Annotated in this window: 24 protein-coding genes; 12 read left to right on the top strand and 12 right to left on the bottom strand. The window is 72.6% G+C overall.

Features of this window, described 5'->3' with window-relative positions:
- Window positions 1–73: 73 nt before the first annotated feature.
- Entirely contained in the window at window positions 74–1,378 is a 1,305-nt protein-coding gene (locus tag K933_RS08845; RefSeq protein ID WP_023394376.1) for an MBL fold metallo-hydrolase, read from the bottom strand.
- A 4-nt stretch (window positions 1,379–1,382) separates the two neighbouring features.
- Window positions 1,383–1,697: a hypothetical protein gene (locus K933_RS08840; protein WP_023394375.1), complete on the bottom strand. Its 315-nt coding sequence runs from the start codon at window positions 1,695–1,697 to the stop codon at window positions 1,383–1,385.
- Between the two features lie 53 nt (window positions 1,698–1,750).
- On the opposite strand from K933_RS08840, the gene K933_RS08835 reads away from it, so the two are divergent.
- The 7 genes from K933_RS08835 to K933_RS08805 all read left to right on the top strand — a co-directional run bounded on the left by K933_RS08835 (window position 1,751) and on the right by K933_RS08805 (window position 8,667).
- Window positions 1,751–2,428, top strand: coding sequence for a hypothetical protein (locus tag K933_RS08835; RefSeq protein ID WP_023394374.1), 678 nt, complete (start codon window positions 1,751–1,753; stop codon window positions 2,426–2,428).
- A 234-nt stretch (window positions 2,429–2,662) separates the two neighbouring features.
- Window positions 2,663–3,592 (top strand): aspartate carbamoyltransferase, encoded by a 930-nt coding sequence (gene pyrB, locus K933_RS08830; RefSeq protein WP_023394373.1) that lies wholly within the window; start codon window positions 2,663–2,665, stop codon window positions 3,590–3,592.
- Complete coding sequence (pyrI, locus tag K933_RS08825; protein ID WP_023394372.1) at window positions 3,589–4,050, top strand: aspartate carbamoyltransferase regulatory subunit; 462 nt, start codon at window positions 3,589–3,591, stop codon at window positions 4,048–4,050. The genes pyrB and pyrI overlap by 4 nt, the downstream gene beginning before the upstream one ends.
- 303 nt (window positions 4,051–4,353) lie before the next feature.
- Complete coding sequence (locus tag K933_RS08820; RefSeq protein WP_023394371.1) at window positions 4,354–5,208, top strand: hypothetical protein; 855 nt, start codon at window positions 4,354–4,356, stop codon at window positions 5,206–5,208.
- 514 nt (window positions 5,209–5,722) lie between these two features.
- Entirely contained in the window at window positions 5,723–6,385 is a 663-nt protein-coding gene (locus K933_RS08815) for an AIM24 family protein (RefSeq protein WP_023394370.1), read from the top strand.
- A 241-nt stretch (window positions 6,386–6,626) separates the two neighbouring features.
- Entirely contained in the window at window positions 6,627–7,376 is a 750-nt protein-coding gene (locus tag K933_RS08810; RefSeq protein ID WP_049947718.1) for a DUF7344 domain-containing protein, read from the top strand.
- A gap of 49 nt (window positions 7,377–7,425) precedes the next feature.
- Window positions 7,426–8,667 (top strand): mandelate racemase/muconate lactonizing enzyme family protein, encoded by a 1,242-nt coding sequence (locus K933_RS08805; RefSeq protein ID WP_023394368.1) that lies wholly within the window; start codon window positions 7,426–7,428, stop codon window positions 8,665–8,667.
- A gap of 79 nt (window positions 8,668–8,746) precedes the next feature.
- Here K933_RS08805 and K933_RS08800 read toward each other — a convergent pair whose 3' ends face one another.
- The 3 genes from K933_RS08800 to K933_RS08790 all read right to left on the bottom strand — a co-directional run bounded on the left by K933_RS08800 (window position 8,747) and on the right by K933_RS08790 (window position 11,831).
- A complete protein-coding gene (locus tag K933_RS08800; protein ID WP_049947733.1) occupies window positions 8,747–9,229 on the bottom strand; it encodes an MOSC domain-containing protein in 483 nt (160 codons plus the stop codon).
- Window positions 9,230–9,359: 130 nt separating this feature from the next.
- Window positions 9,360–10,616 carry a Glu/Leu/Phe/Val family dehydrogenase gene (locus K933_RS08795; RefSeq protein WP_023394366.1) on the bottom strand — a complete coding sequence of 419 codons (1,257 nt, stop codon included), beginning with the start codon at window positions 10,614–10,616 and terminating at the stop codon, window positions 9,360–9,362.
- Window positions 10,617–10,940: 324 nt separating this feature from the next.
- Window positions 10,941–11,831: an HpcH/HpaI aldolase/citrate lyase family protein gene (locus K933_RS08790; protein ID WP_023394365.1), complete on the bottom strand. Its 891-nt coding sequence runs from the start codon at window positions 11,829–11,831 to the stop codon at window positions 10,941–10,943.
- A 168-nt stretch (window positions 11,832–11,999) separates the two neighbouring features.
- Here K933_RS08790 and K933_RS08785 point away from each other — a divergent pair, with 168 nt between their 5' ends.
- The 4 genes from K933_RS08785 to K933_RS08770 all read left to right on the top strand — a co-directional run bounded on the left by K933_RS08785 (window position 12,000) and on the right by K933_RS08770 (window position 14,452).
- A complete protein-coding gene (locus K933_RS08785; protein ID WP_023394364.1) occupies window positions 12,000–12,521 on the top strand; it encodes a MaoC family dehydratase in 522 nt (173 codons plus the stop codon).
- 91 nt (window positions 12,522–12,612) lie between these two features.
- Window positions 12,613–13,332 carry a PH domain-containing protein gene (locus tag K933_RS08780; RefSeq protein WP_023394363.1) on the top strand — a complete coding sequence of 240 codons (720 nt, stop codon included), beginning with the start codon at window positions 12,613–12,615 and terminating at the stop codon, window positions 13,330–13,332.
- Window positions 13,329–13,916 carry a PH domain-containing protein gene (locus K933_RS08775; RefSeq protein ID WP_023394362.1) on the top strand — a complete coding sequence of 196 codons (588 nt, stop codon included), beginning with the start codon at window positions 13,329–13,331 and terminating at the stop codon, window positions 13,914–13,916. Before K933_RS08780 ends, K933_RS08775 begins: the two co-directional genes overlap by 4 nt.
- Before the next feature lie 95 nt (window positions 13,917–14,011).
- Window positions 14,012–14,452 (top strand): DoxX family membrane protein, encoded by a 441-nt coding sequence (locus K933_RS08770; RefSeq protein WP_023394361.1) that lies wholly within the window; start codon window positions 14,012–14,014, stop codon window positions 14,450–14,452.
- Between the two features lie 21 nt (window positions 14,453–14,473).
- Here the strand turns inward: K933_RS08770 and K933_RS08765 are convergent, their stop codons facing one another.
- The 6 genes from K933_RS08765 to K933_RS08740 form a co-directional block, all read right to left on the bottom strand.
- Window positions 14,474–14,863, bottom strand: a complete 390-nt coding sequence (locus K933_RS08765; RefSeq protein ID WP_200862306.1) for a hypothetical protein — start codon at window positions 14,861–14,863, stop codon at window positions 14,474–14,476.
- Between the two features lie 161 nt (window positions 14,864–15,024).
- Window positions 15,025–16,824, bottom strand: a complete 1,800-nt coding sequence (locus K933_RS08760) for an acyl-CoA carboxylase subunit beta (protein ID WP_023394359.1) — start codon at window positions 16,822–16,824, stop codon at window positions 15,025–15,027.
- Between the two features lie 91 nt (window positions 16,825–16,915).
- Window positions 16,916–17,911, bottom strand: coding sequence for a phosphatase PAP2 family protein (locus tag K933_RS08755; protein WP_023394358.1), 996 nt, complete (start codon window positions 17,909–17,911; stop codon window positions 16,916–16,918).
- Window positions 17,912–18,411: 500 nt separating this feature from the next.
- Entirely contained in the window at window positions 18,412–18,639 is a 228-nt protein-coding gene (locus K933_RS08750) for a hypothetical protein (RefSeq protein ID WP_023394357.1), read from the bottom strand.
- Between the two features lie 75 nt (window positions 18,640–18,714).
- The gene (locus K933_RS08745; RefSeq protein ID WP_023394356.1) at window positions 18,715–19,569 is read right to left on the bottom strand and encodes a class 1 fructose-bisphosphatase; all 855 of its coding nucleotides are present in this window, start codon (window positions 19,567–19,569) and stop codon (window positions 18,715–18,717) included.
- A gap of 75 nt (window positions 19,570–19,644) precedes the next feature.
- Complete coding sequence (locus K933_RS08740) at window positions 19,645–20,454, bottom strand: class I fructose-bisphosphate aldolase (protein ID WP_049947731.1); 810 nt, start codon at window positions 20,452–20,454, stop codon at window positions 19,645–19,647.
- 223 nt (window positions 20,455–20,677) lie between these two features.
- Between K933_RS08740 and K933_RS08735 the strand changes: the two genes are divergently transcribed.
- A complete protein-coding gene (locus K933_RS08735) occupies window positions 20,678–21,571 on the top strand; it encodes an alpha/beta fold hydrolase (RefSeq protein ID WP_023394354.1) in 894 nt (297 codons plus the stop codon).
- Window positions 21,572–21,589: 18 nt separating this feature from the next.
- On the opposite strand, the gene K933_RS08730 is transcribed toward K933_RS08735, so the two are convergent.
- Window positions 21,590–22,246 (bottom strand): DUF7409 domain-containing protein, encoded by a 657-nt coding sequence (locus K933_RS08730; RefSeq protein ID WP_023394353.1) that lies wholly within the window; start codon window positions 22,244–22,246, stop codon window positions 21,590–21,592.
- Between the last annotated feature and the right edge of the window lie 82 nt (window positions 22,247–22,328).

The following is a 22,328-nucleotide window of genomic DNA, read 5'->3' as shown; positions in this document are numbered from 1 at the left end:
CCGGGGTCGTCGGTCGCACGCCGGAGTCGCGCGTGACTCCCCGACCGGGGCGTCCCGGACCCGCCCGGGCGGCTCACTCCACCGCGCAGTTGTTCGGCCCGAGTTCCGCCTCGAACGCCTCGTCGTCGTCCATCGTCTCGCGGCCGAGGTTGACCGCGACGATGCGCTCGTAGTTGGCGGGCCGCGGCGGGAGCGACCCCGCGACCCGGTCGACGAACGCCTCGCGGTCGAGCGACAGCGCGGGCATCCCGCGCACCTCCGCGAGCGGCGCCGCGTACGTCCCGCGGGTCGCGTCCGCCGGGTCCGCGAAGTGGCCCGGCGCGACCAGCGTCGCGTCGGGGAGCCCGAGCAGGCGGTCGTGGAGCGTGTCGAACGTCGTCCCGGCGTACTCGCGGGCGGCCGCGTCGCCGGATTCGAGGTCGGGCCGCCCGACGCTCCGGAGGAACAGCGCGTCGCCCGTGAACAGCACGCCCGCGTCGGTGTCGGCAGTCGCGTCGTCCGCGTCCTCCGCGGTCCCGTCCTCGCCGCCCCGACTGTCAGTCCCCGTCCCGTCCGCGTTCGCCGCCGTCACGCCGGGGTCGGTGTCGCCGTCGTGGAGCAAGAACGCGGTGAGTTCGCTGGTGTGACCCGGCGCGTGGACCGCGTCGAGCGCACGCTCCCCGAGCGGGAGGCGGTCGCCGCCCGCGAGGAAGCGCGCGTCGAACGAGACGCCGCGCTCGCGCGCGCCCGTCGGGAGCACCGGCACCGCGTCGGTCGCCTCGGCGACCGCGCGCACGCCGCTGACGTGGTCCGCGTGGACGTGGGTGTCCACCGCGTACCGGAGCGTCGCGCCGTACTCCTCGGCGGCGGCGGCGTACCGGCCGGCGAACGCCCGGAGCGGGTCGACGACCGCGGCCTCGCCGTCGGCGACGACGAGGTAGCCCAGACAGCCCGAGGAGGGGCGCTGGAACTGGACGACCGTCGCCCCCGCGGGCGCGTCGAGCGGTTCGGCGAGGTACACCCGCGCCCACGCCGCCATTCCGCCCGCGAGGTTGACCGCGTCGACGCCCGCGTCGGTCAGCATCCCCGCCACGTCGGCGCTGGCCTCGCCGCGGCCGCAGACCGCCACCACCGGCTCCGAGAGGCTCTCGGGCACGAGCTCCGCGGGGTCGCCGGTCGCGCCCGCGGCGACGAACTTCACGTGCGGCACCTGCGCGGCGGTCACCGACCGGCCGTCGACGTGCCACGCCTCGAACTCGTCGCGGTCGCGCACGTCGAGTATCGACACCGGGTCGCCGTCGCGCAGGCGGCGCGCGAGCGCCTCGGGGGCGAGCGGTTCGCCGGCCGCCGCCCACCCGGCGTCGCCGGCGTCCGCGTCGCTTCGACCGCTCTCGCCCATCGCGTCACTCCCGCCGCTCGAACGCGTGACGCACGACGGGCGAGTCGTCGTCCCACTCGAACTCGTCGTGGACCCGTTCGAGCCGTTCCCTGTACGCGTCGAGGTCCTCCGACCCCTCCGCACGGGCGTCCGCGTCGGTCAGGTCGCCGAGCGTGCGCTCCTCGACGGCGGTCACCTCGAACTCCGTCCCCGCTAGCTCGAACGTGTCGCCCTCGTCGGCGTAGCGGTTCCCGCGGTGCATCTGGGTTATCTCGCCGTCGCGCGCCGCCCGACGGACGTGTTCGTTCGGCAGGAGCGTCCCGGCGTCGATGGTCGCCATACCGGACGTACGGTCCGGGGAACCCTTAATCTCCGCCCCGACGACGGGCCGACATGGACGCCGCGACGTTCCGCGACCGACTGGAGACCGAGAAGGCGACCGAACTCGACCGGCTCGGGTCGAACAAGTCGCTCGTCGCGCTCACCGACGCCGCGCTGGAGGCGGGGGTGGTGCTCCGCGCGGCCGCCGACAGCGAACACGCCGCCCACGTCACGTTCTCGGGGTGGGCCGCCGACGCCGACGGCGGCGGCGACGCCGACGGGAGCGGAGACGGCGCGCGCGACCTGTTCGCGTGGGTGGCCGACCGCGAGGCGACCCACCGCGACCGGGTGGTCGACTCGCTCGCCGCCCTCGACGACGGCGCCGACTACGAGCCGTCGGACGGCGGCGACGGCGGGCCGATGCACGCCTACCTCCGCGAGCGGGCGGACCCGATAGAGCGGGTCGCCGCGGGGCTGGTCGGCCGGCCGCTGGTGAGCGTCCGGAGTCACGTCCAAGTCGTCTCCTTCTTCGTCAACGAGGCGGACGAGACCCGCGCGGACCTCTTCCGGGAACTGCGCGCGGAGACCGAGGAGGAACTCGACCGCGGGCTGGCGTACCTCGACGACCACTGCGAGGGCGACGACTGGGAGCGCGCGCGGATGGTCGCCGAGTACACCGTCCAACTCGCGTACGACGACTACGCCGACGCGCTCGGACGGTTGGGCATCGACGTGAAGCCGGTGTGCTAGGCGGGGAGGGAGAACCGGACCCGCGCGCCGCCCGCGGACCACTGCCGCCGGGTCGGGGCGGCGTCGCCCGGCCCCTGCCACGACCGACCCGCCCGCCGGGACACGACGGCGGCGAGTCGTTACGATTCTCGAAGCCGCGCCGACGCGGGGACGCATCGACGTGCAAAACCGCGTGACTGCGCCGGGATCTCTCACCCGAGAGATTGAAGGCTCGGCCCGACCCCCACACGAACGATGCGACACGACAACCTCCTCTCGGCGGGGCAGTTGAGCCGGGAGGACATCGAGGCGGTGTTGGACCGCGCCGCCGAGGTGGCCGCCGACCCGGGGCGCGTCGCGGAGCGACAGGCGGGCCGGCTGCTCGCGCTGTGTTTCTTCGAGCCGAGCACCCGGACCAAGATGTCGTTCGACACCGCGATCAAGCGGCTGGGCGGCGACACCGTCGACATGGGGACGGTGGAGTCCTCCTCCGTGAAGAAGGGCGAGTCGCTCGCCGACACCGTCCGCGTCATCGAGGGGTACGCCGACGGCATCGTGCTCCGCCACCCGAGCGAGGGCGCGGCCAAACTCGCCAGCGAGTTCGTCGACGTGCCCGTCGTCAACGCGGGCGACGGCGCGGGCCAACACCCCAGCCAGACGCTGCTCGACCTGTACACGATGCGCGAGAACGCCGGACTCGACGACCTCACGGTGGGGATCATGGGCGACCTCAAGTACGGCCGGACGGTCCACTCGCTCGCGGAGGCGCTCACCAACTTCGACGCGCGGATGCACTTCGTCAGCCCCGAGTCGCTCAAACTCCCGCGGGGCGTCCAGTTCGACCTCCACGAGGCGGGCGCCAGGTTACGCGAACACACGGACCTGGAGGCGGTGTTGCCCGACCTGGACGTGCTGTACGTCACGCGGATCCAGCGCGAGCGGTTCCCCGACGAGAACGAGTACCAGCAGGTCGCCGGCGAGTACCGCATCGACGCCGACACGCTCGACCGCGCGCGCGACGACTTCACCGTGATGCACCCGCTCCCCCGCGTCGACGAGATAGCGCCCGACGTCGACCCGACCGAGCAGGCGGCGTACTTCGAGCAGGCGCACAACGGCGTCCCCGTGCGGATGGCGCTACTGGACGAACTGCTGGGCGGGGACGACGGGGGGGCCGGGCGGTGAGCGAACACGAACTCCGCGTCGCGAAGATCCGCAACGGCACCGTCATCGACCACGTCACCGCGGGACAGGCGCTCAACGTCCTCGCGGTGCTCGGCATCGACGGCGACGGGGGGTTGGGCGTCTCCATCGGGATGAACGTCCCCTCGGACAAACTCGGGACGAAGGACGTGGTGAAAGTCGAGGGGCGGGAACTGTCGCAAGGCGAGGTGGACATCATCTCGCTTCTGGCGCCGGAGGCGACGGTGAACATCGTCCGCGAGTACGAGGTGGTCGAGAAGAACCGGGTCGAACGCCCCGCCCGCGTCGTCGGCCTGCTGTCGTGTCCTAACCACAACTGCATCACCAACGCCGACGAACCGGTCGACTCCGCGTTCGCCGTCGTCGACGATGGCGTCCGGTGTGAGTACTGCGGCGAGATCGTTCGCGAGGGGATCGGCGACCACCTCGCGGTCGACTAGCCGCCCCGGACCGCGCCGACCGCCGGGCGACCCCCGGACCCGCGGGCGGGCGGGGGCCGCCGCCCCGCCGTCCGCGGTCGAAACCACTTAGTTGGGACCCGTCGTACGCCGGGGTATGTCGAAGCTCAAACTGCTCGTCCTGCTCGGTGTCGTCGCCGCCCTGTACGTCGTCCTCTCCTCGGAGAGCGAACCGGTCGAAGTCGAAGTCGACCAGTAGACTCGACGGCCGCCGGCCGCGCGGCCGGCGGGTCGACGCACCCTCCTCCGAACGACTTACCCCCGCTAGCCCGCTACTCCCGAGTCATGACCGACTACGGGGTCGTCACGCGAAACGCCGAGGAGGTGGCGTGGTCGGCGTTCGACCGCGGCTTCTACGAGGTGAAGGACGTCACCGGCCGCTCGGCCGAACCGCTCGCGGACGCGACCAGCATGGTGTCGTGTTTCGCCGACAACGCCGCCGCGGAGTCGAACCCCGACCTGGTTCCGGTCGACGCCGCGGGCGACCCCGCGACGCGGGACCGCGAGTACTTCGACTGGGCGCACGTCTGCCCGACCAACCCGGACTACCGCGCGGGCCTACTGGAGATCGTCGAAGACTGCGCCGCCGTCGCGCCCGACGTGCGCCTCGACGACGTGGGGTTCCCCCGCGAGGGGTTCTGTCACTGCGACCGGTGTGACCGGCTGTTCGCGGAGAGCGAGTACGACGACCGGGGCGCGTGGCGCGCGTCGGTGATCACCGGGTTCGTCGCCGACGCCGCCGACCGCGTGCCGGGCGACCTCTCGCTTGCGGTCCACCCCGACCCGTACCCGGGGCACCTGTTCGACCGCTCCGGGGTGGACATCGAGGCGCTCGCGGCCCACGTCGACCGGTTCGTCGCCCCGTTGTACGACACCGCCTACGGGACGACCCACTGGCTGGAGACGATCGCCAAGGGGTTCGAGAGCCGGCTGTCGGGCGTCGACGCCGCGCTGTCGGTCGAGTTGTACGCCGTCGACGTCGACGTCGACGCGCTGGTCGGCGCGATAGAGGTGGCGAGCGCGTACGCCGACGAGGTGACGCTCGGCTACGACGCCAGTCAGGCGGCGGCCGCGCTCCGTCGGATGCGCGCCGACGAGCGGGAGGGCGTCACGCACGGCGACGCGAGTGGCGCGGAGTGACGCCCCCGACGGGCGCTCTCGACCGGACTCGTCCGGTCGGGGGCTAGGCTGACCGGGTCGAGTCACACCGAGTCAGGTCGGGTCACGCGAACGGGCCGTACGTCAGCGCCCAGACGACGCAGATTCCGAGCAGGCTGATGAGGAGCGCGAGCGCCGCGAGTCCGACGAGCAGCCGGGCGGTCGCCGCCTCGTCCGAGGCCATACCCGTTCGACGCCGGGCGCACGGATAGCTCCGACGCCCCGCTCGCCGTCCCGACTCGCGGGGCGCACTCGACCGCGTCGCGGGGGTCGACTCTCCGGCGCGGGCGGCGGGCTTCAGAGCCGGGGCGGGCTACGTGTTCGTCGCCGGCGGCGACGAGGCCGTCGGCGCGTTCGAGCGGACGGTCGATGCGTCCCGACGGCGTGACGACGCCCGGTCGGACGCCGCCGACGTAGCCGACGGGCCTCGGGTACACTTATCGTGGTAGCGGAACGTGTTTCCGGTAGCCGTCCGCCGACGGCTCGGAGCACACACATGGACCTCGACGAATTCGTCAACACGCACGCACCGCAGGAGACCGGCGCCCCGTTCGAACTCGAGAACTCGAAACTGCTCGACGTCTCGCTCGACGGGACGGTCATGGCGAAGGCGGGGACGATGGTGAGCTACACCGGCGACATCTCGTTCGAGCGCAAGTCCGCGGGCGGGCTCACCGGCATGCTGAAAAAGCAGGTGACGGGCGAGGGTGCGGTGATGATGGAGGCGACGGGGAGCGGCCACCTGTATCTCGCCGACCACGGCAAGGAGGTGCAGATCCTCGAACTCGACGCCGACGACGAGATCAGCGTCAACGGCAACGACGTACTCGCGTTCGACTCGGGCGTCGAGTGGGACATCAGGATGATGGACTCCATCGCGGGCACCTCCACGGGCGGGCTGTTCAACGTCTACCTCGCGGGTCCCGGCAACGTCGCGATCACCACGCACGGCAAGCCGATCGTCATCCCGACGCCGGTCAGCACCGACCCCAACGCGACCGTCGCGTGGAGCAGCGACGTCTCGCCGTCGACCAAACGGGACCTCGACATCAAGGGGTTCCTCGGCCGGTCGTCCGGCGAGACGTTCCAACTCCACTTCGGCGGCGAGGGCGGCTTCGTGATCGTCCAGCCGTACGAGGAGTCGACGCCCGGCCAGTAGGTCGGAGGCGAGCGGCGTCCCCGCCGCGTCTCGACGGGCATCCGGGCGGACGCGGCCGACACCCGGGCGGACACGGCCGACACCGGGGTCGTCACCGCCGACGCCCGGTCGCTCGCGGCCGAGTCGAATCCGACACCCCCGTCCGGCCGCGCCGCTCGGGGAAACGTATATGTACCCCTACTCATCACCTCGGTGGGGTTTCGGCCGGTGAGGTGAAGCGGTGGTCACCCCCCGGTCCGGTGTGTCATCGAACACCGGCGGAGAGGGGGGATCGGCGAGCGCTGGGAACGGGCCGGGCTGGCGGGTCGACGCGCCCGGGGTCGCGGTCGGTCGCGGGCCGACGGCGGTCGACCCGGACGACGTGTTCGGCGCGGTCCGCGAGCGGCCGCGTCGGTACGTGATACACGCGCTCGCGCAGTCGGACGGGCCGGTCGCGGTCGACGACCTGGCCGACCGCGTCGCCGGGTGGATGGACGGCACGCGCGGGTCGTGGGGGCCCCGCGACACTGCCGAACCGCGCGGCACGCCCGAGGCGCACGGCAGTCCGAAGGCGCTCGAAACGTCCGGAGCGCGCCGGGAAACGGCGAACCCGGCCCCCACGGCGCCGGGGGCCGACGCGGGACCGACCCCGGCGCGGATGCGGCTCGCGCTCCAGCAGGTCCACCTGCCGAAGATGGCGGAGGCGGGCGTCCTCGAGTACGAACCCGACCGCGGCGTCGTCCGGTCGACGGCGGCGACGGCGGCGGTCCGCTCATCGCTGGAGGCGGTCCCGCCCGCGGACGTGCCGTGGCGACTGCACGCGGCGCTCGTCGTCGGGGCGTTCCTCGTCGGGGTCGCGGTGGTGGGCGGGGCGGCGCCGGTCGACTCGCTCCCGTCGCTGGTTGGTGTGTTGCTCCCCGCGGCGGCGGTCACCGTCGTCGGGGCGTCGCTCGGCGCGACGCTCCGCGGGCGGCGCCTCGGCCGGGACGGTCCGCCGCCGAGACAGCTCTGAGCCGCCGTCGTTCCGAAAACGTTACCGGATTTCGAGTGAAGATGCGACCATGAGCAGGGACTACCGGTCGCTCCACGACCCCAACGCGGAGTACACGATGCGGGAGCTGTCGGCGGACACGATGGGCGTGGCGGCCAAGCGCGGCGGCGGGCGCGACGTCGAGATCACGGACGTGCAGTGTACGATGGTCGACGGGAACTTCCCGTGGACGCTCGTGCGCGTGTACACCGACGCGGGCATCGTCGGCACCGGCGAGGCGTACTGGGGCGCGGGCGTCCCCGAACTGATCGAGCGGATGACGCCGTTCGTGGTCGGCGAGAACCCCCTCGACATCGACCGGATCTACGAGCACCTGATCCAGAAGATGTCGGGCGAAGGCTCCATCGAGGGCGTCACCGTCACCGCCATCTCGGGGATCGAGACGGCGCTCCACGACGTGGCGGGGAAGATCGTCGAGCTTCCGGCGTACCAGTTGCTCGGCGGGAAGTACCGCGACCGGATGCGCGTCTACTGCGACTGTCACACCGAACAGGAGGCCAACCCCGAGGCGTGCGCCGACGAGGCCGAACGCGTCGTCGACGAGTTGGGCTACGACGCGCTCAAGTTCGACCTCGACGTGCCGACCGGGTTCGAGAAGGACCGCGCGAACCGCCACCTCCGCCCGGGGCAGATCCGTCACAAGAAGGACATCGTCGAGCAGGTGACCGAGCGCGTCAAAGACGAGGCCGACGTGGCGTTCGACTGCCACTGGTCCTTCTCGCGCAACTCCGCCCAGCGACTGGCGAACGAACTGGAGGAGTACGACGTCTGGTGGCTCGAAGACCCCGTTCCGCCGGAGAACCTCGACGTCCAGCAGGACGTCACCGAGTCGACGGTGCTGCCGATCGCGGTCGGCGAGAACCGCTACCGCGTGACCGAGGCGCGCCGGCTGATCGAGGCGGGCGCCGTCGACATCATCGCGCCCGACCTCCCGAAGGTCGGCGGGATGCGCGAGACACAGAAGATCGCGAACGTCGCCGACCAGTACTACGTCCCCGTCGCGATGCACAACGTCGCCTCCCCCGTCGCGACGATGGCGGCGGTCCACGTCGGCGCCACCATCCCCAACGCGCTCGCCGTCGAGTACCACAGCTACGAACTCGGCTGGTGGAACGACCTCGTCGAGGAGGACGACCTGATCGAGGACGGCTACATCGACGTGCCCGAGGAGCCGGGGCTGGGCGTGACGCCCGACCTCGACGCCGTCGGCGAGCACATGGTCGACGGCGAGGAACTGTTCGACGAGGCGTAGCTTCGTCGAACACGCGGCGCATCGCGTCGAGTCGTTCGACGGGGCGTAGCGACGCGGCGTCGCCCGAACCCGACGCCGCCTACCCGCCGCCGAGCGCGCCCCTGAGCCGGTCGGCTATCTTCCGCCCCTCGCTGCGGGCGTCCTCCTCGACCACTCCGAGTTCGTCGCCCACCGACACCGACCCCGGCTCGCTCACGTCGGCGCAGATGCCGCCCCGGCGGTTCTTGAGCGCGCGGGTGACGCCCTCCTCGTCGGCCACCTCCTCGACGTGCGCACACGGCGGCCGGGGGCGCGTCCCGCGGAAGACGGCGTCGCCGACCCGGAAGGTGGCGCCGAGTAAGTCGTGGAGTTCGTCCGTGCCGACGCCCGAGAGCACGACGTTCCGGCGGTGGCGGCCGTCGGTCAGGTCGATGCCGTACTCGTCGCGGATCGCCTCGACGGCTTCACGCGCGACGAACGTAACCTCGCAGACGTCGTACGGCGAGTAGTACCCCGTCCCCGACTGGTAGCGGTCCCCCTCGATCCCTCCCTCGACGCAGTCGATGCTGTCGTGACTCTCCATCGGCGCGGACCCCTCGCGCGCGGTGAACAGCTGTTCGACCCTGACGCTCACGGCCGTCGGTCGGTGCCACGCGAGGAAAGGTGTTCGGCTCGCGTACGCGGCGTCGCCGGCACCGACCGCGTCGCCGACGCTACGGCCAGTTGCCGCTCTTCCGGTAGGCGTCGACGACCCGCTGGACCGCGACGACGTACGCCGCGGTCCGGAAGTTGGGCAGGTCGCGCCGTTCGAACGCCTCGGTCAGGTCGTCGAACGCCGAGACGATGTGGCGTTCGAGTTCGTCGTTGACGCGCTCTTCGGGCCAGTAGAACCGCTGGCGGTTCTGGACCCACTCGAAGTAGCTGACGGTCACCCCGCCCGCGTTCGCGAGGATGTCCGGGAACACGTACACGTCGGCGTCGGTGAGCACGTCGTCGGCGCCGGGCGTGAGCGGCCCGTTGGCCGCCTCGACGACCACGTCCGCGCGTACGTCCTCCGCGAGGTCGGCGTCGATGGCGTTCTCCAGCGCCGCCGGGATCAGGAGGTCGACGTCGAGGGTGAGCAGTTCCTCGTTGGTCATCGACTCCTCGCTCTCGGCGTAGTCCGACACCGACCCGGTCTCGTTTTTGTGCTGTTTGACGTCCCGCGGGTCGAACCCGTCGGCGTTGTAGATGGCGCCCGACGAGTCCGACACCGCCACCACGTCCGCCCCGAGGTCGTCGACGAGCGAGGCGGCGACGCTGCCCGCGTTGCCGAACCCCTGGACCGCCACGTCCGCCCCCTCCATCTCCTTGTCGAGATACGAGAAGGCCTCGCGGGCGGTCAGCATCACCGACCGGCCGGTCGCCTCGACCCGGCCCTCGCTCCCGCCGGTGTCGAGCGACTTGCCGGTGACGACGCCCGGTTCGGTCCGCCCCTCCAGCGTCTCGTAGGTGTCCTTGATCCAGTTCATCTCCCGCTGGCCCGTGTTCACGTCGGGCGCGGGGATGTCGGTGTCCTCGCCGATGAACGGGCGGAGTTCCTCGGCGAACGCCCGGGTCATCCGTTCGAGTTCCGCCGTCGAGTACTCCGCCGGGTTGACGACGACGCCGCCCTTCCCGCCCCCGTACGGGATGTCGACGACCGCGCACTTGTACACCATCCACCCCGACAGCGCCTTCACCTCGTCGCGCGAGACGTTCGGGTGGTAGCGGATCCCCCCCTTGTACGGCCCGCGGTCGCCGTTGAACTCCGAGCGGAACGCCTCGAACCGCTCGACGGTCCCGTCGTCGCGCTCCACCGACAGGTTGAGTTCGAGCACCCGTTCGGGGTGTTTCAGCCGCTCGATGACGTCGTCGCCCGCGTCGAGATACGCCGCCGCGTCGTCGATCTGCTCTTGGAGGCTCTCGAACGGATTGACTTCCCCTGACATCGGTTTAACGTCCCCGCTCGCGCGGTTAGGTCTGTCGACCGCGTTCTCGGGCGTCTGCCGCGCGGATTCGGCCGATCCCGAGCCGGCGGTGACGAGTGACGACCCGTTTCGGCCGATACTGTACGAGGTAGTAGTATCACGCGTCACGGGATAGCGCGCCCGAGACGCTCCGTCCGCCGCGTCGACCCCGGCATCCTCGCGAGCGCGGGCGGCGTGACCGCGAGCCACGTCGAGCGACTCCAAGACACCACCCGCCGGCGGTGGTCGCTCGCCCGGGCGACCCGGGAACTCGACGGCGGCTACTCGCCGTCGCGGCGCGGCGCGCTACGCTTCGGGCTCCCCCCGGTCGTCGCCGTCCGACTCGTCCCTGTCGTCCTCCGCGGCCCGCGCGTACGCCAGCACCCGTTCGGCGCGCGCCACCAGCGGCGCGTCCACCATCTCGCCGTCGACGGCGAACACCCCCCGGTCGTCCGCGTCGGCCGCCGCGCGCGCGTCGAGCACCTTCCACGCCCACTCGACCTCCTCGGTGGCGGGCGCGAACGCGTCGTGGATCGCGTGAACCTGCGCGGGGTGGATCGCCATCTTGCCGTCGTAGCCGAGACCGGCGGCCGCGCGCGTCTCCGCGCGGAGCCCCGCCTCGTCCTCGAAGTCGGTGTACACCGTGTCGACGGCGTCGACGCCCGCGGCGGCGGCGGCGGTCACGACCCGCTGGCGGGCGTACAGGACCTCGGTCCCCTCGGCGGTCCGGGTCGCGCCCACGTCGGCCGACAGGTCCTCGGCGCCGAACGCGAGCGCGTCGGTCGGAGCCGCGTCGGCTATCTCGACGGCGTTGACGACGCCGCGGGCCGTCTCGACGAGCGCGAGCACCGGAACCGCACAGCCGTGTTCGCGCAACTGCTCGCCCAGATCCTCGACCGCCTCGCCCGACGCCGCCTTCGGGAGCATCACCGCGTCGAAGTTCCCCCCGCCGTCGTCCGCGAGCGCCTCCAGGTCCCGGTACGTCTCGGTCCCGGTGAGGCGCACGCACACCTCCGCGTCGGGGGCGAAGTCGGGGTCGTCGAGCACCGCGCGGACCGCCGCACGCGCCTCGGACTTCCGGGCGGGCGCGACGGCGTCCTCCAGGTCGAACACGAGCGTGTCCGCGCCCGTCCGCGGCGCCTTCCGCATCAGTTCCGGTCGGTCGCCCGGCGAGAACAGGACGCTCCGTCTGACCATGCCGGCGGTTGGGTGGGAGGCGGCTTGAATCCGACCGCCGCCCCGCTCGCCGCCCGCGCCCCGACCCCCGCGCACCGCCGCCGTCCCGCTCCGTCCCGCCGTCCCATCCGTCCCACCGCTCCGCTCGGCCGGCCACAGGGCTTTGTTCTCCCCCACGCACTCCCCTCCATGGCCGGCAAGTACTACGAGGAGTTCACGGTCGGCGAGACGATAGCGCACGAGAAGCGCCGGACGGTGAGCGAGCGGGACAACCAGGCGTTCTGCGACCTCACGATGAACCAGCAGCCGCTCCACCTCGACGCCGCGTTCGCCGCCGATACGGAGTTCGGCGAGCGGGTGGTGAACGGGCTGTACACGATGGCGCTCGCGACCGGTCTCTCCGTCCCCGACACCACCGACGGCACCGTCGTCGCCAACCTGGGATACGACGAGGTGTCCCACCCGAACCCCGTGTTCCACGGCGACACGCTGTACGCCCGCTCGACGGTGACCGACAAGCGCGAGACCGGCGACGGCGAGCGCGGTGTCGTGACGATGCGCGTCGAGGCGTTCAAAGTCGACGGCGAGGACGGGACGAACGGCGACGACGGGGACAGGGACGGCCAGGGGGACACGCTGGTCTGCGAGTTCGAGCGGACGGTGTTGAGCCTGAAGCGCGAACACGCCGAACAGGAAGCCGCCGAGGAGTAGCGGGAGCGGGCGGACGAACGCGAGCGCCGAGCCGTCGGGGACCCCCGCCGGCGGCCGGGGATTTATCCCGCCGGCCGCGACACCCACGGGTGTGCGTTCGCCCTCCACGCCGTCCGACGACCCCGCGGCGAGCGAATCGCCCGGCGGCCCGGACAGCGACGGCCGCGACGACGCCGCCACCGACGACCCGGCGTTCGACGAGTCGCTCCCCGAGGGGTTCGACTGGCTCTCGCTCGACCCCGACGAGCGGGTCGTCTGGACGGGCAAGCCCCACTCGATGAGCCTGCTGCCCGCGCTGCTCGCCGGGATACCCCTCCTCGTGGTCCTGATCGGCGCGCTCGTCATCGCCTCGGAGTACCTCCGCCGCGAGAACACCGAGTACGTCGTCACGACCGACGCGCTGTACAAGAAGCGCGGCGTGTTCTCCCGCGACGTCAAGCGGGTCGGCTTCGAGAAGGTGCAAGACACCTCCTACACCCAGGGCTTCTTCGGCACGCAGTTCGGCTACGGCACCGTCGAGATATCCACCGCCGGCGGCTCCGGCGTCGAACTCAGCTTCGACAACGTCGCCGACCCCCGGCGGGTGCAGGAACTCGTCAACGACCGACTCCGGGCGGGCGAGACGCGCGAGTCGGACAGTGCCGACGTGCTCGACGACATCCTGACCGAGTTGCGCGCCATCCGCGCCGCCGTCGAGGACGGGGAGGACGAAGGCGAGGCGACCGACCGCGCGCCCGGATCCGAGGCGGGGCGCGACCGGCCGGCCGCGACCGACGGCGCCGACCCGGACGCCGACGACTCGGGGCGATGAGCGACCGGTCCGGCGTCCCGCCGTCGCTCCCGCTCGCGCCCGACGAGGACGTGGTCTGGAGCGACCGGCCGCGGCTGTCGGCCGCCGCGCCGGCCGTCGTCGCGGGCGTCCTCGTCGCCGTCGTGAGCGTCGGCGCCGCCCTCGCGCCGGCGGTCCGGCTCCGACTCCCGACGTGGCTCCCGCCGCTGGTCGCCCTCGCGGGGGTGTTCGTCGGCGCGCTCGTCGCCGGGTGGCCGCTGCTGTCGCTGCTCAACACCCGGTACGTCCTCACCGACCGCGCGGCGTACGTGAAACGCGGCGTCGTCGGCCGGTCGGTCTCGCGGGCGCGGCTGTCGATGGTGCAGGACAGCGCCTACGCCCAGTCGCTCTCGGGGTCGGTGTTCGGCTACGGCACGGTCGAACTCCGGACCGCGGGCGGGCAGTTCGACTTCCGGCGGGTCGACGACCCGGCGGGCGTCCGCACGCTGGTGGACCGCCAGCGCGGCTCCGGGGACGCCGACCGACTCCCCGGGACGCCCGACCAATGGCGCGCCGTCCTCGCGGAGGCGCGCGCGCTCCGCCGGACGGTCGAACCCGACCGGTAGCGCCGGGTCGGTCGACGCCGCCCGGGCGGGCCGAGCGCCGACGACCGCCGCGGCTCGGCCGCATCGGTTTTCCCGCCGGCACCCCTGCCGATCCCATGTCACGGTCGATCCGCGGGACGGAGCGCGCGCTCGCCGCCCGCCTCCCGCCGGCGGCGACGCTCGCGCGGTGGGCGCTCGCGGCGTTGCTGCTGCTCGCGGGCGTCCACAAACTCGTCGACCCCGGCGCGTGGACCGACTACGTCGTCGACTGGCTCGAACCGTTCGTCGTCTCGCCGCTCTGGTTCATCCTCGCCAACGCCGCCTTCGAGCTAGCGATCGGCGCGGCGCTGCTCGCAGACCGCTACACGCCCGAGGCGGCGCTCGTGACGGCGGTGTCGCTGTTCGGCACGTCGGGCTACCTCGCGGTCGTGTGGGTCACTGCCGGCCGGTTCGGTCCCTCGATGGTGCGCGACTTCGGGCTGGGCGGGTTGGCGCTCGCGGTGTTCGCGGCGGCCGTCGCCGACGGGTCGCACGACGAGCGAGCGGAGGGAAAGTAGCGGGAGGAGCGGGGTCGAGAACTACGAGACGACGAGGATCAGCCCGGCGTTGACGCCGAGCGCGACCAGCCACGGGAGCGCGAGCGCGACGGGGACGACCCCCCGGTAGAGCGACGGGAGGACGGCCCGCCACCCGAGCGCGAGCGCGGTCGCGGGGAGCTTCAGCGCGGCCATCCCCACCAGCCCGTGGGCGCCGAGCACCGACGCGGCGACCGGGTTCTGCTCGACAAGTCCGATCGACAGCCCGTAGCCCGTCAACAGGAGGTCGCCGACGAGCGCGAACGCCACCACCGCCCACAGCGCCCGCTCGCGCCGCGCGAGCGTGTCGAGCGCCTCCGCGACCCGCCCGCTCGGCTCCTCGGAGTCGTCGGCCGGTTCGAACGCCGTCCGCGTCACGCTTCGTATCGACACCCTGGTCACCTGTCTCGGAGCACGGATCGGGGGGCCATTGTTATCGGCGCGATACTCCGCCGGAACGACCCCGTTCGGCGGGGCGAACGACTCCCTTCGGCCGTCGCGCCCGCTCGGTATGGAGTCGGTACGCCGGCGCGAGCGGTCCCGTGGTCGGGGCGTTACAGCACCGTGCCGTGTTTCTTGTCGGGCAGCGACTTCTCGACGTCGGCGTAGAAGTCGAACCGGCGGACGAGTTCCGTCCGGAGGTCGCTCGGCGGCACGATCTCGTCGATCACCACCTCGCTCGCCATCCGGTGGATGTCGATGTCGCGGCGGTACGCCTCCCGCAGTTCCGCCTCCCGCTCGGCCCGTTCGTCGGGGTCGTCGATGTCGTCCAACCGGTTGGCGTACACCGCGTTGACCGCCGCCTCGGGTCCCATGATCCCGATCTCGCCCGACGGTAGCCCGATCACCGACTCGGGGTCGTACGCCGGTCCGCCCATCGCGTAGATGCCCGCGCCGTACGCCTTCCGCACCACGACGGTCTGTTTGGGCACCGTCGCCGACGAGGTGGCGTAGATGAGCTTCTTCCCCGCCTCCAAGATGCCCTCGCGTTCCACCTCCGAGCCGGCCATGAACCCCGGCGTGTCACAGAGGTACAGCAGGGGTATCTCGTAGGCGTCGCAGGTCCAGACGAACTCCGCGGCCTTCTCGGCGGCGGCCGGGAAGATGGCGCCGGACCGCCGCGCGGGCTGGTTCGCCACCACGCCCACCGGCCGGCCGTCGATGCGGGCGAAGGCCGTGACTATCTCCGCGCCGTACTCGGGTTTGAGTTCGAGCACCGACTCGGCGTCCGCCAGCCGCGCGAGCAGGTCGCGGGCGTCGTACGGGCGGTTCGGCGACGCGGGGACGAGTTCGTCGATCCCCTCGGGCGGGTACTCGGGCGGCTTCGGGTCGCCCCGCGGGGGGCTCTCGCCCGCCTTGTCCGGCAGGTAGCCGATCAGGTCGGCGACGAGTTCGCGGGCGTGTTCCTCGTCGCGCGCGACCAGGTCGGCGCTCCCCGTGTGTTCGGCGTGGACCGCCGGGCCGCCCAACTCCTCCATCTCTATCTCCTCGCCGGTCACCATCTTCACCATCCGCGGGGAGGCGATCGCCATCGCGGACATCCCCTCGACCATGACGGTGAAGTCGGCGAACACCGGGGTGTAGGCGGCGCCCGCGATACACGGGCCGTAGAGGACGCATATCTGCGGGACCCGGCCGGAGAGCATCGAGTGGTTGTAGTAGTACTTCCCGATCCCCTCGCGGTTGGCGAAGAAGCCCGCCTGCTCGTCGATCCGGCCGCCCGACGAGTCCATCAGGTACAGCACGGGCTTGCCCGACTTGAGCGCGCGCTGTTGCATCCGGAGGAACTTCTCGACGCCGCGGCGGGCCATGCTCCCCGCCTTGACCGTGAAGTCGTTCGCCATGAAGTGGACGGACCGCCCCTCGAACGTCGCCGCGCCGGTGATCAGGCCGTCGGCGGGTAGCCGGTCGGAGTCGTCCGCCTCGTCGACCTCGGGACTCGCGGGGTGCCAGTCGTCGAACGCCGCGAACGTGCCGTCCTCGAACTCCAGGCGGTTCCGGGGGTCGCCCCCGCCGGCCCGTTCGCGCTCCCCGCCCTCGCCGTCGCCCGCGCCGCCGAACCAGAGGTCGAGGCGGTCGCGGACGAACAGTTTCCCCTGCTCGGGCAGGCGACGCTTGTACTTCTCGGGACCGCCCGCGAGGATGTCGGCTATCTCCTCGCGGAGCGCCGCCTCGCGGTCGGTCGGCCCGCGGTCGTCCGACCGCGGGTACGCCGTCGCGGGCGCCGCGGCGGTCGCCGCCGGGTCGTCCCCCCCGGCGTACACCTCGATGTCGACCCCGAGGTGCTCCGCGAGCGCCGACGCGATGGCGCTCGCCTCCTCGTCCGTGGCGCCGGACCCGACGTGAACTTTCACGCCGAACGATCCGGCAGAATACCGGAAAGCGTTTTCCCCCGCGGACGCCGCCGGTCGGCCGCCGACCCGGAGCGGGCCGGGCCGGGCCGGGTCAGCCCGCGTCCGCGGGACCGAACCGGTCGACGAGCGTCGGCGCCGCCACCGTCAGCCCGCCGAGGAGCGCGGTCGCGGCGACGACTATCGGGAGCGACAGGGTCAAGAAGTACGTCACCACCCACAGCGCACCCGTCGGGAGCCCCACGATGAGCGCACCCTTCGACGCGAGTTCGCGCGACGGCCGGACCAGGTACCACGCGACCCCGCCGCCGAGCGACGCGCCGAACCACTGACCCACCGGCGGCAGCGCCCCGGCGGGGGGGAGCGCCGTCGCGCCCAGGGCGGCCGCCCCGACCGCGGTGCCGAGTCCGAACACCCGGAGCGGGCGGTGGTCGCCGATCCAGATGGCGGCGCCCAGCAGCGCCGACCCCGCGAGTATCCCGCCGACCACGTCGACCACGAAGTGGACGCCGATGACGACCCGCGACAGCGACACCAGCGCGACGCCGAGCGCCGCGGCCGCCCACCGCCGCCGCTCGCTCCCGACGTTGAGCGTGTACGCGAGCGCGCCAAACACCACGGTCGTCCCGAGGGCGTGCCCGCTGGGGAAGGCGAACCCGTCGCCGACGAGCGTGTTCCGGACCGCGCCGTCGACCACCGGCGGGAGCCACGTCGGGACGGTCGCCTCGGTCGCCCCCGCCGGCCGGGAGTAGCGGAACAGGTGTTTGAGCAGGTCGACGAACGAGAAGCCCGCGAACGTCGCCGCCAGCACGAACGCGCCGCCGGCGGGACTCTCGACCACCGACCGCTCGACGCCGACGAGGAACACCAGCATCGCTACGACCAGCAGGAACCAGGGGTCGCCCAGTTGGGTCAGCGCGCCCATCGCGACGAGCACCGGTTCCGAGGAGGTCAACCCCGAGACCCCGAACCCGCGCGACGGGGAGGGGACCACCCCGACCGAGACGGAGACCCACGCGGCGAACGCGGCGAACACCACCGCGACGAGGGCGGCGACCCACCCCCACCGCTCCCGGCCGTCGACGTTCACGCGACGACCCCCCGCGGACCGCGCTCCGCCGGCGTCGCCGCCGTCGTTCCCGTCGCCCTCGTCGGTCCCCTCACCGCCGGCGGGGCCGACGGCGGCGCCGTTCGCGCCGATGTGGACGACTCGCCCGGCGTGACCGCGACGCTCCCGCCGCGGCCCGCCGGGGCGCCGCTGGAGGCTCGGTCGGAACCCAACCGTTCCATTGGACGCGATATGGAGGCCGACGTATTTGAGCGATCTGGCATCGGGGCCGAGGTGGAGGCGAGCCGTCGTCCGAGCGCCGCCGAAACCCGTCGGGAGCGCTCCGCTCGACCCGCGTTATCCCTCGTTATCCCTCCGGGCGGCTCGGCCCGAAGACCTCGCCGCCGTCGTATCGCGGTTCTCGGTCGCTCGCTCCGCACTCAGTCGCGCAGTATCTCTCTGGGCGGCTCGGCCCGAAGACCTCGCCGCCGTCGTCCCGCGGTTCTCGGTCGCTCGCTCCGCTCGCTTCCTCGAACCGCGCTTCAGTCGAACATCTTGTCGTCGAACTCCGGGATGTCGAACCCGCCGTCGCCGCCCCAGCCGTCCATCACGCGGCTCTGGTACAGCGCCATCGCCACCTGCGGGACCGCCTGTGCGGGGACCGCCGAGGGGTCGTCGAACGCCTTCTCGGCCCACTCGTTGTACGTGTCGACCACGTCCATCCCGTCCTTGAAGCTCCGCAACATCAGCTCCTTGTACTTGTCTCTCATTGCCCGGACGAGGAGGGGGTCGAAAGTAGGTCCGTCGGTTCCGGCTCTCGTCGTCCTCCGGTCTCGGAGCCGGCCTCAGGCCAGCGCCGCTTCCAACCGGTCGACCAGCGCCGCGTTGCCGACGTGGACCGGCGTCCGCTCGTGGAGCGACGCCGCCTCCCGGTCGAGCACCGACCCCTCGCCGTCGGACGAGCGGCCGCCCGCCGCCTCGACGAGGTACCCCACCGGGTTCGCCTCGAACTGGAGTCTGAGCTTCCCCTCCGGCGCCGACTCCAGCGCGGGGTAGCCGAACACGCCGCCGTACGTCAACACCTGGCTCACGTCGGCCACCATCGCGCCGCCGTACCGGAGTTTCAGCTCGTCCTCCTCCAGTTCCTCGACGTACGACGCGAACGCGTCGGGCCAGTCGGGCACCCGCCCGCCGAAGCCGTACACCGTCGGCTCCTCGGGCAAGGAGAGGTCGCCGAGGTCCTCCCGCTCGCCGTCGGCGACGAGGTAGTCGCGCGCCGCGCCGTCGCGCGCACAGACCATCGTCGTCACCGGGCCGTACAGCACGTACGCCGCGCCGAGCAGATCCCGGCCCGACGCGGGCAGGTCGCCGTCGTACACCCCGACGATGGTCCCCATCGGGTTGTTCGACTTGAGGTTCGACGAGCCGTCGAGCGGGTCGCACGCGACCGAGACGCCGCCCGACTCGTCGGCCTCGACGACCGCCTCGCGCTCCTCGCTGGCGTACGCGCCGACGCCGTCGACGCCGGTCAGCCGGTCGGCGAGCAGGTCGTCGGCGTGCGCGTCCGCCGCCAGCATCGACTCGCCCGAGGGGTTCTCGTCGTCGAGGTACGCCCGGCGGCCGGGGAGGCTCGCGCGCACCTCGGGCGCGCTCGCGGCGACGGCGTCGAACACCCGCTCGGCCACGGAGTCGGAACTCACGCCGACCGCTCCCGCGCCGGCGGCCGCGTTCGCGAAGCCGACACCGACCCGCCCGCCCGGTCGCCGGCGGTGCGCTCAGTCATCCGCGGGGGCGGTCCCGCCTTCGAGCGCTTCTTCGGCGCTCTGCTCGTCGAAGATGACCGCTTCGAGCGCGTCGAGGATCTCCTCGGGATTCTCCCGCTGGAACACGTTCCGCCCGACCGCCAGCCCCGAGGCGCCGTTCGCCACCGCGGCCTCGACCGTCGAGAGGAACGCCTCGTCGTCGGTCTTCGACCCGCCCGACATGACCACCTTCGCCGGGCCGGCCATCTCGACGGCGTGTTGCATCGCCTCGGGCGAGCCGGGGTACTTCACCTTCGCGATGTCCGCGCCGAGTTCGAGCCCCAGCCGCGTCGCGTACGCGATGGTGTCGGGGTCGGTGGTGCTCTTCATCCCCTGCCCGCGGGGGTACGACCACATCACGACGCCCATGTCGTTCGCGCGCGCCTTCTCTTGGGCCTCGGCGAACTCCTCGGCCATCTCCACCTCGTGGTTCGACCCGCCGTACAGCGTGAAGCCGATGGCGTCCGCGCCGAGGTCGGCGGCGTAGTCGACCGACCAGTTGACCGCCGAGTCCGGCTCGCCCACCCACATGTTCGACGTGCCGTTGAGTTTGGCGAGCAGCGCCATGTCGTCCTCGTAGGAGGGGTAGTACGCCTCCGCCATCCCCTTGCCCACCGCGACCGACGTCACCGCGTCGTGGGTCGCCAACTCGAATATCTGCTCGGGGTCCGCCGTCTCCGGGTTGGGCTCGAAGTCGACCGGTCCGTGTTCGAGACCGTGGTCGTACGCGAGGATGAGCGTCTTGCCGTCGCGCGTGATGGCGTCGTCCGCTTGGGGGAGCATCTCGTCTGACGACGTGGCGTCGGACACCATAAGTATCGCGGCACTACGCGTCGAAAATTTATTCGTAGCCGAGTTGCGACTCGGCGTCGGACGGCGGTGCGCCGCCAGTGGGTCCGCTACCGGTCGGGCGTCGCCGCCGCCGTCCGCGACCGGTGTCCCGCCCGCCGGCCGGAGGCGGGTCGACCGCACAAGCGTGATGCGTCCGCGGTCCCTCCGGCCGACGATGGCTCACTCCGCGCCGTCGCTCGACGCGGTGCCGTCCGCCGAGTCGCGCGTCCGGGAGGTGAACGGCGTCCGCCTCCACGTCGTCGAAGCCGGCGACCCCGACGGGCCGGCGGTCGTCCTCCTCCACGGCTTCCCCGACTTCTGGTACGGCTGGCACGAACAGCTTCCGCCGCTGGTCGAGGCGGGCTACCGCGTGGTCGTCCCCGACCAGCGGGGGTACAACCGGAGCGACAAGCCGGTCGGCGTCGGGTCGTACACCCTCCCGACGCTGTCGGCCGATATCGCCGCGCTCGTGCGGGCGGTCGACCGCGACGCCGCCCACGTCGTCGGCCACGACTGGGGCGGCATCGTCGCGTGGGACCTCGCGCTCCGCCGCCCGAGCGTCGTCGAGAGTCTCGCGACGCTCAACGCCCCGCACCCGGGCGCGTTCGAGCGACGGCTCCGGCGCGACCCGGGACAGCTGGCCCGGAGCTGGTACGCCGGGCTCTTCCAACTCCCGTGGCTGCCCGAGTGGGCGCTGACCCGCGACGACGCCGCGCTGCTCGCGTGGATGCTCAAGGGGACGGCGGCGCCGGACACGTTCGGCGACGCGGAACTCGCGCGCTACCGCGAGGCGTGGACCCGCGAGCGCGCGGTGGCGTCGATGGTGAACTGGTACCGCGCGTTCCCCCGTTCGCCCCGGCCGACCGGGCGCGCGTCGCCGCCGACGCTCGTCTGCTGGGGCGAGCGCGACCCCGCGCTCCGGCCGCGGCTGGCGCGCGAGAGCGTCGACCGCTGTGCGGACGGCCGGCTCCGGCGGTTCCCGGACGCCTCACACTGGGTCCACCGCGACCGGCCCGACGAGGTGAACGCGGCGCTACTCGACCACCTGCACCGCGAGCGCGAGGAGTAGCGGAGAACCGACCCCGACTCAGAGCGACGCGTCGGCGGCGTCGCGGAGCCGTCGGAGCCAGTCGGCGTCCCGGCCGAGGGCGTCCGCGACGGCCGTTGGGTCGACAGCCGCGAGCGCCCGCACCGAGGTGATGCCCGCCTCCGCGAGCGTCGCGCCCGCCTCGTCGTCCACCCCGTCGAGCGCCGTCACCGGCGTCGGCCGGGAGCGCTCGCGCCACGCCGACTCCGCGGCGATGGGGTCGCCGGAGCCGTCAGCCTCCGCGGCCGCGTCCCCGGAGCCGACGGCGGCCGGCGGCGTCTCGTCCGCCGCGTCGTCGGTCGCCGCCTCGCCGGCGGCCTCCCAGTCGCCCGACGAGGCGGCGACCCACGCCCGTTCGTCGTCACCCAGCCCGCGTATCTGGGCGGACCGGCGCTTCAGGTCGTCGCCGTCCTCCGACTCGAACGACCACGACAGCGAGTGCTCGCGGCGGATGCGCGCGGCGACGCCGGGGTTGACCCCCGCGTCGACGAGCATCCGGAACGACACCGACTTGCCGCGCACGTCGTCGGCATCGAACGACGCCTCCGAGAGGACGGCCGCCGTCGCCGGGCCGACGTGCTTGAGCGCGACCGGGTCGGGGTCCGCCGACTCCGCCGATTCCGCGGGTCGGTCGGACTCCTCGGACTCATCGGGCACGAGCGTTCGCCTCCGGGTAGGTGTCGTCGCGCTGGTTCTTAACGTTTCCCTGCCACCAACCGACGAGTTGCGCCCCGGAGGG

Source organism: Candidatus Halobonum tyrrellensis G22 (assembly GCF_000495475.1).
Classification (GTDB): domain Archaea; phylum Halobacteriota; class Halobacteria; order Halobacteriales; family Haloferacaceae; genus Halobonum; species Halobonum tyrrellense.
The sequence above is the reverse complement of the archived record's forward strand: the minus strand, read 5'-3'. Positions and strand labels throughout refer to the sequence as shown.

Excerpts from the sequence above, each read along its gene's own strand:
- K933_RS08795 (WP_023394366.1), bottom strand. The coding sequence starts at position 10,616 with ATGTCAGGGGAAGTCAATCCGTTCGAGAGCCTCCAAGAGCAGATCGAC.
- K933_RS08750 (WP_023394357.1), bottom strand. The coding sequence starts at position 18,639 with ATGAGAGACAAGTACAAGGAGCTGATGTTGCGGAGCTTCAAGGACGGG.
- K933_RS08820 (WP_023394371.1), top strand. The coding sequence starts at position 4,354 with ATGACCGACTACGGGGTCGTCACGCGAAACGCCGAGGAGGTGGCGTGG.
- K933_RS08790 (WP_023394365.1), bottom strand. The coding sequence starts at position 11,831 with ATGGTCAGACGGAGCGTCCTGTTCTCGCCGGGCGACCGACCGGAACTG.
- K933_RS08805 (WP_023394368.1), top strand. The coding sequence starts at position 7,426 with ATGAGCAGGGACTACCGGTCGCTCCACGACCCCAACGCGGAGTACACG.
- K933_RS08845 (WP_023394376.1), bottom strand. The coding sequence starts at position 1,378 with ATGGGCGAGAGCGGTCGAAGCGACGCGGACGCCGGCGACGCCGGGTGG.
- K933_RS08785 (WP_023394364.1), top strand. The coding sequence starts at position 12,000 with ATGGCCGGCAAGTACTACGAGGAGTTCACGGTCGGCGAGACGATAGCG.
- K933_RS08835 (WP_023394374.1), top strand. The coding sequence starts at position 1,751 with ATGGACGCCGCGACGTTCCGCGACCGACTGGAGACCGAGAAGGCGACC.
- K933_RS08800 (WP_049947733.1), bottom strand. The coding sequence starts at position 9,229 with ATGGAGAGTCACGACAGCATCGACTGCGTCGAGGGAGGGATCGAGGGG.
- K933_RS08740 (WP_049947731.1), bottom strand. The coding sequence starts at position 20,454 with ATGCTCCCCCAAGCGGACGACGCCATCACGCGCGACGGCAAGACGCTC.
- K933_RS08775 (WP_023394362.1), top strand. The coding sequence starts at position 13,329 with ATGAGCGACCGGTCCGGCGTCCCGCCGTCGCTCCCGCTCGCGCCCGAC.
- K933_RS08770 (WP_023394361.1), top strand. The coding sequence starts at position 14,012 with ATGTCACGGTCGATCCGCGGGACGGAGCGCGCGCTCGCCGCCCGCCTC.
- K933_RS08840 (WP_023394375.1), bottom strand. The coding sequence starts at position 1,697 with ATGGCGACCATCGACGCCGGGACGCTCCTGCCGAACGAACACGTCCGT.
- K933_RS08815 (WP_023394370.1), top strand. The coding sequence starts at position 5,723 with ATGGACCTCGACGAATTCGTCAACACGCACGCACCGCAGGAGACCGGC.
- pyrB (WP_023394373.1), top strand. The coding sequence starts at position 2,663 with ATGCGACACGACAACCTCCTCTCGGCGGGGCAGTTGAGCCGGGAGGAC.
- K933_RS08735 (WP_023394354.1), top strand. The coding sequence starts at position 20,678 with ATGGCTCACTCCGCGCCGTCGCTCGACGCGGTGCCGTCCGCCGAGTCG.